The sequence below is a fragment of the Streptomyces sp. NPDC059906 genome, from assembly GCF_042730645.1.
Classification (GTDB): domain Bacteria; phylum Actinomycetota; class Actinomycetes; order Streptomycetales; family Streptomycetaceae; genus Streptomyces; species Streptomyces rubrogriseus.
The window spans coordinates 32240-44887 of sequence record NZ_JBHWKU010000050.1; the positions used below are offsets into that span (position 1 = coordinate 32240).

Annotated in this window: 11 protein-coding genes; 9 read left to right on the plus strand and 2 right to left on the minus strand. The window is 73.6% G+C overall.

Annotated elements, in window-relative coordinates:
• Nucleotides 1–124 precede the first annotated feature (124 nt).
• Both ACFV9J_RS38660 and ACFV9J_RS38665 read right to left on the minus strand, forming a co-directional pair.
• Nucleotides 125–1711 (minus strand): alkaline phosphatase D family protein, encoded by a 1587-nt coding sequence (locus ACFV9J_RS38660; protein ID WP_385362623.1) that lies wholly within the window; start codon nucleotides 1709–1711, stop codon nucleotides 125–127.
• 205 nt (nucleotides 1712–1916) lie between these two features.
• Nucleotides 1917–3425, minus strand: coding sequence for a PLP-dependent aminotransferase family protein (locus ACFV9J_RS38665; protein ID WP_385362625.1), 1509 nt, complete (start codon nucleotides 3423–3425; stop codon nucleotides 1917–1919).
• Nucleotides 3426–3586: 161 nt separating this feature from the next.
• On the opposite strand from ACFV9J_RS38665, the gene ACFV9J_RS38670 reads away from it, so the two are divergent.
• The 9 genes from ACFV9J_RS38670 to ACFV9J_RS38710 all read left to right on the plus strand — a co-directional run bounded on the left by ACFV9J_RS38670 (nucleotide 3587) and on the right by ACFV9J_RS38710 (nucleotide 12569).
• Nucleotides 3587–4093 (plus strand): hypothetical protein, encoded by a 507-nt coding sequence (locus tag ACFV9J_RS38670; protein ID WP_385362627.1) that lies wholly within the window; start codon nucleotides 3587–3589, stop codon nucleotides 4091–4093.
• Entirely contained in the window at nucleotides 4077–5039 is a 963-nt protein-coding gene (locus tag ACFV9J_RS38675) for a bifunctional lysylphosphatidylglycerol flippase/synthetase MprF (RefSeq protein WP_385362628.1), read from the plus strand. Before ACFV9J_RS38670 ends, ACFV9J_RS38675 begins: the two co-directional genes overlap by 17 nt.
• Nucleotides 5040–5128: 89 nt before the next feature.
• The gene (locus ACFV9J_RS38680; RefSeq protein ID WP_385362630.1) at nucleotides 5129–6262 is read left to right on the plus strand and encodes an acyl-CoA dehydrogenase; all 1134 of its coding nucleotides are present in this window, start codon (nucleotides 5129–5131) and stop codon (nucleotides 6260–6262) included.
• A 59-nt stretch (nucleotides 6263–6321) separates the two neighbouring features.
• The gene (locus tag ACFV9J_RS38685; protein ID WP_385362632.1) at nucleotides 6322–7443 is read left to right on the plus strand and encodes an SDR family oxidoreductase; all 1122 of its coding nucleotides are present in this window, start codon (nucleotides 6322–6324) and stop codon (nucleotides 7441–7443) included.
• Nucleotides 7440–8792 (plus strand): aspartate aminotransferase family protein, encoded by a 1353-nt coding sequence (locus ACFV9J_RS38690; protein ID WP_385362634.1) that lies wholly within the window; start codon nucleotides 7440–7442, stop codon nucleotides 8790–8792. Before ACFV9J_RS38685 ends, ACFV9J_RS38690 begins: the two co-directional genes overlap by 4 nt.
• An 83-nt stretch (nucleotides 8793–8875) precedes the next feature.
• The gene (locus ACFV9J_RS38695) at nucleotides 8876–9343 is read left to right on the plus strand and encodes an aromatase/cyclase (protein ID WP_385362636.1); all 468 of its coding nucleotides are present in this window, start codon (nucleotides 8876–8878) and stop codon (nucleotides 9341–9343) included.
• Nucleotides 9315–9914, plus strand: a complete 600-nt coding sequence (locus ACFV9J_RS38700) for a flavin reductase family protein (protein WP_385362638.1) — start codon at nucleotides 9315–9317, stop codon at nucleotides 9912–9914. Before ACFV9J_RS38695 ends, ACFV9J_RS38700 begins: the two co-directional genes overlap by 29 nt.
• Entirely contained in the window at nucleotides 9911–11233 is a 1323-nt protein-coding gene (locus ACFV9J_RS38705) for an NAD(P)/FAD-dependent oxidoreductase (RefSeq protein WP_385362640.1), read from the plus strand. Before ACFV9J_RS38700 ends, ACFV9J_RS38705 begins: the two co-directional genes overlap by 4 nt.
• A 94-nt stretch (nucleotides 11234–11327) precedes the next feature.
• Nucleotides 11328–12569, plus strand: coding sequence for a wax ester/triacylglycerol synthase domain-containing protein (locus tag ACFV9J_RS38710; protein WP_385362642.1), 1242 nt, complete (start codon nucleotides 11328–11330; stop codon nucleotides 12567–12569).
• The last annotated feature ends 79 nt before the right edge of the window (nucleotides 12570–12648 follow it).

Genomic DNA, 12648 nt, shown 5'->3' on the forward strand with positions numbered 1-12648 from the left:
AACAAGGGATGGAAAGGCCGTGGAGGGGAAGTTGAGACACCCGCCGCACGACGGCGCACCACGGCGCAGGGCCGCGCACCGGGGGATGACGCCGGTGCGCGGCACAGCCGACAGGCTACCGGGGCTACTGGCCCACCTGGCCCGGCCGCAGCACCTTCGTGAACAGCACCGTGCCGTCCTGCTCGCGCAGCCGCACCGTCATCTCGGCGCTGTGGCCGTCGATGTCGACCTCGCCGAAGAACTGGTAGCCGCCCGCGGGCGAGACGTTCGAGGCGGTCGGCGCCTTCACGAAGACCCGTTCGGGACCGAAGGTGCCGTCCAGCGTGCTGGCCGGGAACGCGCCCGCGTTGAGCGGCCCGGACACGAACTCCCAGAACGGCTCGAAGTCACCGAACGCGGCCCGCGAGGGCTGGTAGTGCTGGGCCGAGGTGTGGTGCACGTCGGCCGTCAGCCACACCGTGCCGGTGATCCGGCGGTGCTTGACGAAGCGCAGCAGCTCGGCGATCTGCAGCTCGCGCCCCAGGGGTGCGCCGGGGTCGCCCTGCGCGATCGCCTCGATGTTGGGCGCGCCCTCGGTGGCGTCCGGCACGACGAGTCCGATCGGCATGTCCGCCGCGATGACCTTCCACACCGCACGCGACCGCGTCAGCTCCCGCTTGAGCCACTCCAACTGCTCGCGGCCCAGGATGCCCTGTGGGTCCACGGTCTGTTCGCCCGGGGAGTTGGCGTTGCGGTACGTCCGCATGTCCAGCACGAACACGTCGAGCAGCGGGCCCTGGCGCAGCACCCGGTGCACCCGCCCCTCGCGCGCGCCGGGGCGCAGCGTGGAGATCGGGAAGTACTCGCCGAACGCGCGCCGGGCGCGGGCGGCCAGGACGTCGACGCTCTTCTCCGTGTACCGGTCGTCCGTGTCGGCGACCACCTGGCCCGGATACCAGTTGTTGCGGACCTCGTGGTCGTCCCACTGGATGATCGACGGAACCCGCGCGTTGAAGCGCCGCAGGTTCTCGTCGAGCAGGTTGTAGCGGAAGTTGCCGCGGTACTCGGCGAGGGTCTCGGCGACCTTGGACTTCTCCTCGGTCGTGATGTTCCGCCAGGTGCCGCCGTCCGGCAGGGCGGCCGTCCCGGCGATGGGGCCGTCGGCGTAGATGTTGTCGCCGCTGCACAGGAAGAAGTCCGGGTCCAGGGCACCCATGGCGTCGTAGATGCGGTAGCCGCCGAGGTCCGGGTTGATGCCCCAGCCCTGCCCCGCGAGGTCGCCGGACCACACGAAACGCACGCCCTCGCGGCGGCGGACCGGCACGGTGCGGAAGGTGCCGGTGACCGGCTCGCCCGTGCGGCGCGGGTCGTCCGGGTCGGCGAGGAGCACGCGGTAGTGGATCTGCTCGCCCGGCGGCAGGCCGCGCAGCCGGGTGGTGCCGGTGAAGTCGGTGTCGCGCCCGAGCAGCGGACCGTGCCACCGGTGCGGGTGGCGGAACGACTCGGTCGCCGACGTCTCGACGATCATCCGGGCCGGCCGGTCGGACCGCACCCATACCAGGCCGGAGTGGGAGGTCACGTCTCCCGTCTGCACGCCCCAGCCCGCCCCCGGCCGCCCCGATCGGGCGAACGCCGGCGCCGCCCCGAGGGCGGTGGGCAGGGTCAGGGCGGCCGACGCGGCGAGCGAACCGCGCAGCACGCTGCGGCGGCCGGGCAACGGACGGTGTGACATGGATGCGCCTCCAGGGACGGGATCCGGCCGGTGTACGGGCCAGAGTTCGAGCCAGTGTGCAGAGCCAGACCTACTGGCACCGCGCGGCGCCCACGGAAATTGCGGGTGAACAACCCGGACGCCCCGGACGCCCCGGACGCCCCAGGGGTTCCGGGCAATCCGTCGCGCGCCCGTGGCGGGTGGCGCGCCACACGGCCGTGCCGCGTCACACGGCCCGTGCCATCCTCGCCACCCCCGCCCGGATCCGCGCAGGTGTCAGATGCGCGTAGCCCAGCACCAGCCGCACCTCCTGCCCCGCCACCGGACCGTCGCCCACCGGTTCACCGCCGGCACCGTCGGCACCGCCGTGCGCGTATGCCGTGAGCGGGCGCACCGCGACGCCCGCCTTCGTCACGCGTGCGAGGAACCCCTCCTCGGGCCCGTACCGCTTGGGAAGCGTGGCGATGGCGTGCAGGCCGGCGGCGATGCCGGTGACCCGTGAGCCGGGGAAGTGCTCGGCCAGCGACGCCACCAGGGCGTCGCGCCGCTCACGGTAGGCGCGCTGGCAGACGCGCAGTTGGCGGTCGTAGTCGCCGCGCTCCACGAAGCGGGCGAAGAGTGCCTGGTCGAGGGTCGGGTGGCCCAGGTCGGTGGTGCGCTTGCGCTCGACGACGGCGTCCGCAAGCCAGTCGGGCACCAGCAGCCAGCCCAGCCGCAGCCCCGGGGCGAGGGACTTGCTGACCGAGCCCGTATAGGCGACGCGTTCCGGATCGAGCCCCTGGAGCGCGCCCACGGGGGCACGGTCGTAGCGGAAGTCGCCGTCGTAGTCGTCCTCCAGGACGAGGCCGTCCACGGACCGTGCCCAGTCGAGCAGTTCGGCGCGCCGCCGCGCCGAGTAGGCGATCCCGGTGGGGAACTGGTGGGCCGGTGTCGTCACCACGAGCCGGACGCCCGTCCCGTACAGCGGGCCCGTGGCGAGACCCTCGTCGTCCAGGGGGAGGGGCACCGTGCCGAGGCCCGCCGCGGCGTACAGGGCGTGGTGCTGAGGGCTGCCGGGGTCCTCGACACCGGCGGTGCGCGTCCCGCGCGCGTGGAGCACGCTCGCCAGCAGCGAGGTGGCCTGTGCCACGCCGGAGACCACCATGATCCGTTCCGGGTCGGCCACCACGCCCCGGCGCCGCGCGAGCAGCTCGGCCAGCGCGGTCCGCAGCCCGGGAAGCCCGCGCGGGTCGGGATAGCCGAGGCTCTCGTGGGGCAGGCCCGCCAGCACGCTCCGCTGCGCCGCCGCCCACGCCGAACGGGGGAAGAGCGACAGGTCGGGTGTCCCCGGCACGAAGTCCGCCAGGTCACCGGAGGAGCGCGGGGCGAGGTCACGCGCGCGTGGCCGGGCGGCCCGTACGGCATCGCCCACCCAGGTGCCCGCCCCCTGTCCGCTGCGCAGGTAGCCCTCGGCGGTCAACTGCTCGTAGGCCTCGGTGACCAGCCCCCGCGACACGCCGAGGTCGGCCGCGAGGTTCCGGCTCGACGGCAGCCGGGTGCCGACCGCGAGCCGGCCCGAACGGACCGCGTCCCGCAGCGCCCCCTGCAACGCCCGGCCACGCGCGCGTGCCGGTGCCGAGGCGGCGGGCAGCAGCAACTCCCAGGCCGCGCTGCCGGCGGCGGAGCCCGGAGGGCCGCCAGGAGGGCCGCCAGGAGGGCGGCCAGGAGGGCGGCCCGGACCGGTCGACGGTGTCATGAAAGAAGCCCCCCGAACATCACGTCTGCACCACGTCTTCTCAATCGCCTCCACTTTACGAGGGGTTGGACCCGCTGGTGCGTAAACCGAAGTGAAAGACCACAGCGAGGGGGCAGGCCGAGACCGCGCCCCGGAATCGTACGCGCAATCCAGGAGCGCCCGTGGACGCCAAGAACCGTTTCGAGACGAAGACCACCTTCGCTCTCTCCCGACTCGAATGGCTGGGCTTTCTCACCGTATCGCTCGTGCTCGCATTCCAGCACCTCACGGAAATCCGCTGGGCCGTCTTCGTGCTGCTGTTCGCGGTGATCGACGTCGTCGGATACCTGCCCGGCGCGATCGCCTTCCGGCGCAGCCCGGACGGACACGTTCCGCGCGGCTTCTACGTGGCCTACAACACCATGCACAGCCTGGTCACAGCGGGAGTCCTGGCCGGGGCGTGGGCGCTGTTCGTCCGGCCGGAATGGGCACTGCTGGCCCTCCCGATCCACCTCATGGGCGACCGGGCCCTCTTCGGGAACTCCCTCAAACCCTTCGGTGTCGCCTTCGAACCGGAGACCACCCCGGAGTTCCGCAGGTTCGAGCAGCGGTACCACTCGGCGGCGGATTCCGGTGAAAGCGCCGCCGTGCGGACTTCCGTGGAGGACGCCGATGCCCTCCGTGCTTGACACACTCGCCGCGCACAGCGACAACCCCAGTTCCTTTCTCGCCCTCAACAGCGGGAACGCGTACTTCCACGACGGCGGGTTCGACGGCACCTGCGCCTATCGCACCTCGGGACGCTACGTACTGCAATTCGGCGGCCCGTTCACCGCGCCGGAACACCGTGCACGCCTGCTGGCCGCGTTCGCCGCCCACGCCGGCCGCCGTCTGGTCGCCGTGCAACTGCAGCGGGCGGACGCCGAGCTGTACGCGGCGCACGGCTTCACGGTCAACCAGCTCGGGGCGTCGTACGCGGTCGACCTGAGCCGTTTCACCCTGCGCGGCTCACGGTTCGTCCGGCTGCGGAACAAGATCTCGCGCGCCTGGCGGGCGGGCCTGGAGGTCGCCGAGGTCATGGCCGGCGACGACTGCGCCGAACTGGACCGGATCGACCAGTGCTGGCTGCGGGACAAGGGCAGGCACGTCAAGGAGCTGCGCTTCCTCGTCGGCCAGCGCGACGGGAGCCTGCAGCGGCACCGCCGTCTGTTCGTCGGCCGGATCGACGGCGAGACGGCCGGCTACATCAACTACTCGCCGGTCTACGGCAGCCGCTCCGGCTGGCTGCACGACCTCAGCCGCCGCCGCCCCGACGCTCCGCCCGGCGTGATGGAGGCGCTCAACGCCACCGTCATGGAACGGCTGACCGCCGAAGGAGCGGGCTGGCTGCACTTCGGCTTCACCCCGTTCACCGGGCTCGACCCGGAGCACGAACTACCCGGTGCCAGCCGTGTGTTCACCCGGTTCGCCCGTCTTCTGGCCGAGCGCGGCGACATGATCTACCCGGCGGCCTCCCAGCTCGAGTACAAGCAGAAGTGGGCCCCGCACGTGGTCCTGCCGGAGTACATCGCCTTCCGCGGCAGGCCCCGCCCCGGCGCGGTCTGGCAGTTGCTGCGCGCCACCAACGCCCTCTGAGCCACCTCGTCCACGGCCGCGCGAGTGCCGCGCCGATTCGTATTTGTATTCGTATTCGTATTCGTCCCACCCTGGAGGACCGCACGCCCATGAGATTCCTAGAGCGTGAACGCGCCACCCTCGCGAAGCTGCTGCCCGAACTGGACCCCGCCCTGCGCGAGACCCCGCTGATGGAACTGGAGCGGCCGGGCAGCCCGGGCATCCGGCACTTCCGGGACAGCGGCGGTCCGGGACTGCTCGTCCCCGAGGCCCACCAGGGCCGGGGAGCCACCGCGCTCGACGCCCTGCGTGTGCAGCGGGCCATCGGCAGCCGCTCGCCGTCCCTGGCCGTGGCCACCACCATGCACCACTTCTCCATGGCCACCCTGGTCGGGATCGGCGGCCTCGGCGACGGCCTGGAGTGGATGCTGATCGAGGGCGTGGCCTCGTCCAACCGCGTGATCGCCTCCGGCTTCGCCGAGGGCCGCAGCGGCGCGGGCATCCTCGACCCGTCGATGACCGCCACGGTGACCGCGGACGGCGTCCGGATCAACGGCGTCAAACGGCCGTGCAGCCTGGCCCACTCCATGGACGTGCTCACCGCCAGCGTGCTGATCCCGCGCGAGGACGGGCAGGGCGACGAACTCGCCGTAGCCCTCGTGCCCGCGGAGAGCGAGGGGATGAGCGTCAGCGGCTTCTGGTCCAGCGCCTTCCTCGCCGGGGCCGAGAGCGAACAGGTCACGCTCACCGACGTCCTCGTACCGCCGGAACTCCTGCTGCGCACCGCGACGACCTCCGGTCAACAGCTCGACGAGCTTCAGACGGCCGGTCTGATCTGGTTCCAGACGCTGATGACGGGCAGCTATCTCGGCGCCGCGAGCGCGCTGGTGGAGCGGGTGCTGCTGAACGACCGCATCCCCGAGCACGAGCGCGTACGCCTCTTCGTCGAGACCGAGGCCGCCATGGCCACCGCCGAGGGCGTCGCCCGGCGCATCGACGCCGGTGACCTCGACGAGTCGGCGCTCGCACAGGCGTTGTACGTGCGCTACGGCGTCCAGGACGCCATCGCCCGAGTCGTCCCGCGCGCGGTCGAACTCCTCGGCGGCCTCAACTTCATGACGTCCGACGAGGTGGGCCACCTGGCCGCCTGCGCCAACGGACTCTCCCTGCACCCGCCGTCGCGCTCCCGGATGACCGGCCAGTTCTCCGCGTACCTGGCGGACCGGCCACTCGCCATCGCCTGACCGCGCGCGCCCCCACCGTCCATCGGTGGGCCGAGACCCGTTGGGAGCACACACTGCCCATGCCGTCAGACAACCAGCGTCTCGCCCTCCTGCCCGTCGGCCGTACGGGACGGCGCGACCGCCCCTCCCTGCTGCTCACCGGCGGTTCCGGAGTGCTCGGACGTGCCCTGATCGACGAGCTGTCACCCGACTTCGACCTGCTGTGCCTGCGCCGCAACACACCGTTGCGCGATCCGCGGGTGCGCGAACTCCAGGGCGACCTGGTCGCTCCCCGGCTCGGCCTGAGCCCACTGGCCTGGCACGAACTGGCCCTCGAGGTGGACGTGGTGCTGCACTGCGCCGCCGAGACCAACTGGCGGACCCCGCCACCGGACATCACGCGCACCAATCTGCGCGGTGCCGACACCATGCTCGACCTGGCGGCCCGGGCCGACGCCCCGCTGTACCTGGTGAGTACCGCGTTCGTGGCCCACACCCCCACCGAGGAGGACCGCCGGCGCTTCCCGGGTGCGGCCGCCTACCTCGACTCCAAGGCCGGGGCCGAACAGCTGACACGCGAGGCGGGCGTGCCCGGCGCCATCGTCCGGCCCTCGGTCGTCATGGGTGACTCCGTCAGCGGGCGGATCGCCGGTCAGCAGGGGCTGACCAGGACGATCGGCTCGATGGTCCTGGGGCAGGCCCCGGTGCTGCCCGGAGCCCCCGAGACCCGGATCGACATGGTGCCCCAGGACTACGTCTCGCGGGCCATCGGCGACCTGGTCCGGGGCGGTGTGGCCGACGGAGAGTACTGGCTGACGGCCGGCAAGGAGGCCATCGACCTGCGGGAGTTCGCCGACGTCTGCGCGGACGTCGCCGTACGCCACGGCCTGCCCCGGCCCCAGCGGCCCCGGCTCATCCCCGTCGATGCCGTGCACCGGCTGCTCCTGCCCATGCTGGAGGGCACCTCGCTGCCCGCGTCCCTGAGGCGGCGGCTGGAGTACTACGCGGAACTGCTGCTGGTGTTCCAGCGGGAGCTGCCGTTCGACACCTCCCTCGGCGAACCCGACTGCGGCACCCGCCTGACCCGGACCGACATCCGGGCCGCGCTCACACGCAACGCCGAGAGCTGGGCCGGGGACAGGGCCGGCCTGCTCGGCCGGAACCGATCCGCCGCGACCGCCCCCATGGAGGTGGCGTCATGACCGTGTCACCCCCGTCCACCGAGACCACCGGGCCGTCCGCCGAGCCCTCCACCCAGGACTCCGCCCCGTCCCCCGAGCCCTCCACCCCGCGCGCCGGAACCGCCGCGCCGGGCGACCGGCCCGACATCGTGGACCTCTACCTCAAGCACATCGGCTCCGGCCGGGCCGTGATGGGCCGTGTCATGGGCGGCATGGCCGAGGTCCGCTCCGAGGGGGTCTGGATCCACACCGACGACGGCCGCCGCTTCCTGGACTTCGGCGGCTACGGCGTCTTCATCATGGGCCACCGCCACCCGGCCGTCGTCGAAGCGGTGCACCGGCAGATCGACACCCACCCGCTGGCCAGCCGCGTCCTCCTGGAACCCGTCGCCGCCCGGGCCGCCGAGGCCCTGGCCGCCCACACCCCGCCCGGCCTCGACTACGTCCACTTCGTCAACTCCGGCGCCGAGGCCACCGAGGCGGCCCTGAAACTGGCCCGCGCCCACGGACTCACCTCGGTGATCACCACCCGCAGCGGCTTCCACGGCAAGACCCTCGGCGCGCTGAGCGTCACCGCCAACGCCACCTACCAGACGCCCTTCCAGCCACTGCTCCCCGATGTCACCCAGGTCGCCTACGACGACCCGGCCGACCTCGAACAGGCGCTGGCCGCCCGCCGCGACCGGGCCTGCGTCATCGTCGAACCCGTCCAGGGCGAGGGCGGCGTACGCATCCCCCGCCCCGGCTACCTGAGCCAGGTGCGGGCGCTGTGCCAGGCGTACGGCGCCATGTTGGTCGTCGACGAGATCCAGACCGGCATGGGACGCCTCGGCACCTGGTGGGGCGTCGACGCCGAGGACGTGCGTCCGGACGTGCTGCTCGTCGGCAAGGGACTCAGCGGCGGTGTCGTACCGGTCGCCGCGATGGTCGCCACCGCGGAGGCCTACGCCCCCTTCAGTCGCGACCCCTACCTGCACACCTCCACCTTCGGCGCCTCGCCGCTCGCCTGCGCCGCCGCCCTCGCCACCGTACGGGCCATGGAGGAGGAGGACACCGTGGCCCGGGCCGCCGCGCTCGGCCCGCGCATCCTCACCGCCGTACGGGACGTGTGCGCGCCGTACCAGGGCGGACTGGTCCGTGAAGTGCGCGGCCGGGGTCTGCTGATCGGTATCGAGTTCGCCGAAGAACAGGCGGTCGGCGAACTCCTGCTGGAACTGATCTCCCGCGGTGTGCTCGTCAACAACTCCCTCAACTCCACCAGGGTGCTGCGGCTGACCCCGCCGGCGGTGGTCGAGGACTGTGCGCTCGACCTGTTCCTCACCACCCTCGGCGCGGCCCTGCGCGGCACGGCCGACCGTATGACCGGCTGACACCGGCGCCTGGCGCAGGCCGCGCCGGCCACCAGCTCCGGACACCAGCGTCCGAAACCCTCCGGGAAGGAACCGAACGAACCATGCGCCACGTGGTCCTGCACGCCCTCGCCGACGGACTGGCACCCGCCGACGTCTTCGCCCGCATCAGCGACTTCCGCCGCTATCCCGAGCACAGCGACACCTTCCGCGAGGTGCACGTCGAGCCGCCGCTGCCCGACGGCTCCACGGTCTCGGAGTGGACCGTCGAGTTCCGGGGCGGCCTGATGCGGTGGCGGGAACGCGACACCTACTCGCCCGAGACGTACTCCGTCGCCTTCGAACAGGTCAGCGGCGACTTCCAGGCCTTCGAGGGGAGCTGGCGCTGCGAAGCGAGGGACGGCGGCACGCTCGTCGTCTACACCGCGGCCTTCGACCTCGGCATCCCGTCCATGGCCGAGATCCTCGACCCGGTGGCCGAGTCGACCCTGCGGACCAACATCGCCCGCGTGCTGCGGGGTCTTGCGGGCGCGGAGGTGATCGATGAGCGCGCGGCTGCGGATCGTGACTGACCGGGCGGCCGTCGCGGGCGCCCCGCCGCCGGCCGCCGATCCGCCGCACGAGGAACCGCTGCACGAGGAACCGGGGCCGGGCGCCGCGCGCTGCCTCGGCCTCTACGCCAAGCTGGCCGCCGGGGTGGCCGTCGTGACCGCCCGCGGCGCGGACGGCCCTCTCGGTATGACGGTGTCCGCCGTCACCTCGCTCTCCGCCCGCCCGCCGCTGCTCCTTGCCTGTCTGCGCGACGGCTCCCGCACCCTCGCCGCCGTCCGCGGCCGCCGGGCCTTCGCCGTGCACCTGCTGCGCGAGGAACAGCAGGAGCTGGCGGGCCGGTTCGCGTCCCCCACCACGACCGCGGCGGAGCGGTTCGCCGGGACCGACACCCGGCAGGTGCTGGGCGTCCCCGTGCTGGCCGGCGCGCTCGCCTGGTCGGTGTGCCTGACCGAGGACGTGCGCCGCTACGGCGACCACCACCTCGTCGTCGGCCGGGTCGCCGCCGTGCACGTGGGCGGCGGACGCCCGCTGCTGTGGCACGACCGCCGGTTCGGTGTGCTGACCGAGCCGGTGCCGGACGCCGCCGGATGACCAGGCCGCCGGCCGGAACGCCGTACTGGGACCCGGCGGAACTGCCGACGCAGCCCCAGTTGCACGGCGTGGTCACCGCGGACGTGGCCGTCGTCGGGGCCGGGCTGGCCGGGCTGTCCTGCGCCTACCACCTGGCGGAGCGTGCCCCCGGGCTCGACATCGCGGTGGTGGACGCCGAGCACCCGGCCGCCGGTGCCAGCGGCCGGGGCACCGGTCTGCTGGGCCCCCGGGCCGGCCCCGCGGTCGACCGCGCGGTGCGCCGCTTCGGCCCGCAGACGGCGCGCAGGATGCACCGGGCCAGTGAGCGGGCGGTGCGGGACGTCCTCGCCCTGTGCGCCCGGCTCGACGTGCCCTGCGGGCTGCGGCCCGGCGAGCAGTTGGTGGCCACGCGGTCGTCCGCGGGCCTGGTGGCACTCGCCCGCCAGGCCCGCGCCTGCCGCGAACTCGGTCTGGACGTGCCCGTCCTCACCCCGGCCGGCATCCGCGACCGGGTCGGCGTGCCCTACCGGGCGGCACTCCTGCACCGCCCCGCCGCGACCCTCGACCCGGCCGCCCTGACCTGCGCCCTCGCCCGGGCCTGCGCCGACAAAGGCGTGCGCTTCTACGGCCGCAGCCCGCTGCTGGCCCTGCGCCCCGGCGACCTGGTCGGCCCCGAGCTGGTCCTCCCGCACGGCAGGCTCTACGCCGGTCAGGCGGTGCTGGCCGTCAACTCGGCCGCGCAGGCACTGGACCTGCCGGTCGGCACCGTCCTGCCGCTCGAGGTGTACGCCGTCGCCACCGAACCGCTGAGCGCCCCGGCCTACGAGGCCCTGGGCGGGCGCGCCGGACAGTCCGTCGTCGACGCCGTCCCGATGGCGCCGTACTTCCGGCTGCTCCCGGACCGGGGCCTGGTGGCGGGCGGCGGTACCGCCACGGTCCCCGGGGGTATGGGCGCTCCCCGGCTCCAGGCCGCCAGGGAGCGTGCCTGGGCCTGGCTGGAGAGGTGGGTGCGGTCCCTGCATCCGGACCTCGCCCGGGTGCGGGTCACCCACCGCTGGTCCGGCCGCATCGGCATGACGGGCGACGACCTGCCGGTGGTGGGGCCGGTGCCGGGCTTCGACGACGTCTGGTACATCGGCGGCTGCTGCGGGCACGGACTCGCCCTGTCCGTGGCGCACGGCGCGCACGTGGCCGCGGCCCTGCTGGGGGAGCCGGAACCCGGCGAACCGCTCCCGTGGCACCGTTCCCGGGCCCCGCACCTGCCCGCACGCGGACCCGCAAGGCCCCTGCTGCGGGCGTACGTGGACGCAATGGGGCGCATCGCTCGGCATACCTGCTGACGGCGGGCGCGGCCAGCATCCGTACCCCAGCTCCGCAGACCCCGGCCTCGCAACCTCACAGACCACCCTCAGAACCCGACCAGGAGGTTCCACCATGCGACCCGACTTCGGTACGGACGGCCGCCTGCCGTCGGCCCTGTCCATGGGAACCGTAGATGTCGCCTTCCACCTGGCGACGGGCGGCAACCCGGTGCCCCTCGCGTTCACGTTCGGGTTCGAAGGCCGTGCCCCCACCCTGGACTCCGTACGCGCGCGGGTCGCCGAACGCGTCCACCACGTCCCGACGTTGCGCTACCGCATCGCACGGGACCGCCGGAAATTCCGGCGAGTGGACCGGATCGCGGTGGACCGGCATGTGCACGAGGCGTGGCTGCCCGAGGACACCGACGGGTCGGCGACCAGCCGCCTGATGCTGTCCCGGCCGATGAGCACGGACGACCGGCCGCCCTGGGACGTGTGGCTGGTCCACGGCCCGGCGGGCCGCCACACCCTGGTCTACCGGACCGACCACACCTTCCAGGACGGCATGGGCGCCGCCTACACCGCCCGCGCTCTCCTCGGAGACCACCCCGAGGGCGGACCGGCCCCGCAGCGTCCCGCCCGGCCCACCGCACCCGGCCTCGCGGACGCCCTGCGTGAGGCGGTGTCCGCCTTCCGCGCGCCCACCCCGAAACCCGCGTTCGACGGAGAGTCCACGGGCCGCGTCGACGTCTGCCACGCCGACACCCCGCTGGCCCGGCTGCGCGCCATCGCCCGCGCCCGCGGCGGCACTGTCACGGACGTCTACCTAGCCGCCCTGTCCCACGCCGTCCGCACCTGGTACCTGAAGGACACCGGCTCGGCCCATCCGCCGCTGCCCGTGTCGATCCCGATGTCGGTCCGGGCCCCGGGAGAGGAGTACGCCCCGGGCAACCGCATGGTCACCGCCCGGCTCCTGCTGCCCTGCGACGAGGAGTCACCCCAGCGGGCCCTGGCCCGGGTCGTCGCGAGCACGGGCCGACTGCGGGAGAGCCGGCGGCGCGACGCGACGCGCCTGCTGCTGTCCGCCGCCCCGCGGCCGCTCGGCGCCACCGTCGGCACCCGCCTGGTCCGCGGGGCGTTCGTGGCCGGCCCGGTGAGCAGCGTGAACTTCGGCACGGCCCTGGTCCACCAGGGGGTCGCGGCCCGTCGCGCGGCCGTCTTCGCCGGCGTCGCCTCAGGCATCCGGTGTGTGACGACGCTGACGAGCCAGCACGACACCGCGTGCCTGACCGTCGTGCACGACGAGGCCCTGGCGACCGCGGACGAACTCCCCGACCTGTGGCTCGCGGCGCTGCTGGAGCTGGAGCGGCCGTAGCCACGGCACCACGCGCGGGCCCCGGACGCTGTAGGGAGTACGGGCCGCCGCGCGGCCCGTACCGCGCGACGGCCGGGGC

Coding starts and splice junctions, on each gene's coding strand:
- ACFV9J_RS38705 (WP_385362640.1), top strand. CDS start 9,911: ATGACCAGGCCGCCGGCCGGAACGCCGTACTGGGACCCGGCGGAACTG.
- ACFV9J_RS38695 (WP_385362636.1), top strand. CDS start 8,876: ATGCGCCACGTGGTCCTGCACGCCCTCGCCGACGGACTGGCACCCGCC.
- ACFV9J_RS38685 (WP_385362632.1), top strand. CDS start 6,322: ATGCCGTCAGACAACCAGCGTCTCGCCCTCCTGCCCGTCGGCCGTACG.
- ACFV9J_RS38660 (WP_385362623.1), bottom strand. CDS start 1,711: ATGTCACACCGTCCGTTGCCCGGCCGCCGCAGCGTGCTGCGCGGTTCG.
- ACFV9J_RS38690 (WP_385362634.1), top strand. CDS start 7,440: ATGACCGTGTCACCCCCGTCCACCGAGACCACCGGGCCGTCCGCCGAG.
- ACFV9J_RS38680 (WP_385362630.1), top strand. CDS start 5,129: ATGAGATTCCTAGAGCGTGAACGCGCCACCCTCGCGAAGCTGCTGCCC.
- ACFV9J_RS38700 (WP_385362638.1), top strand. CDS start 9,315: ATGAGCGCGCGGCTGCGGATCGTGACTGACCGGGCGGCCGTCGCGGGC.
- ACFV9J_RS38710 (WP_385362642.1), top strand. CDS start 11,328: ATGCGACCCGACTTCGGTACGGACGGCCGCCTGCCGTCGGCCCTGTCC.
- ACFV9J_RS38665 (WP_385362625.1), bottom strand. CDS start 3,425: ATGACACCGTCGACCGGTCCGGGCCGCCCTCCTGGCCGCCCTCCTGGC.
- ACFV9J_RS38675 (WP_385362628.1), top strand. CDS start 4,077: ATGCCCTCCGTGCTTGACACACTCGCCGCGCACAGCGACAACCCCAGT.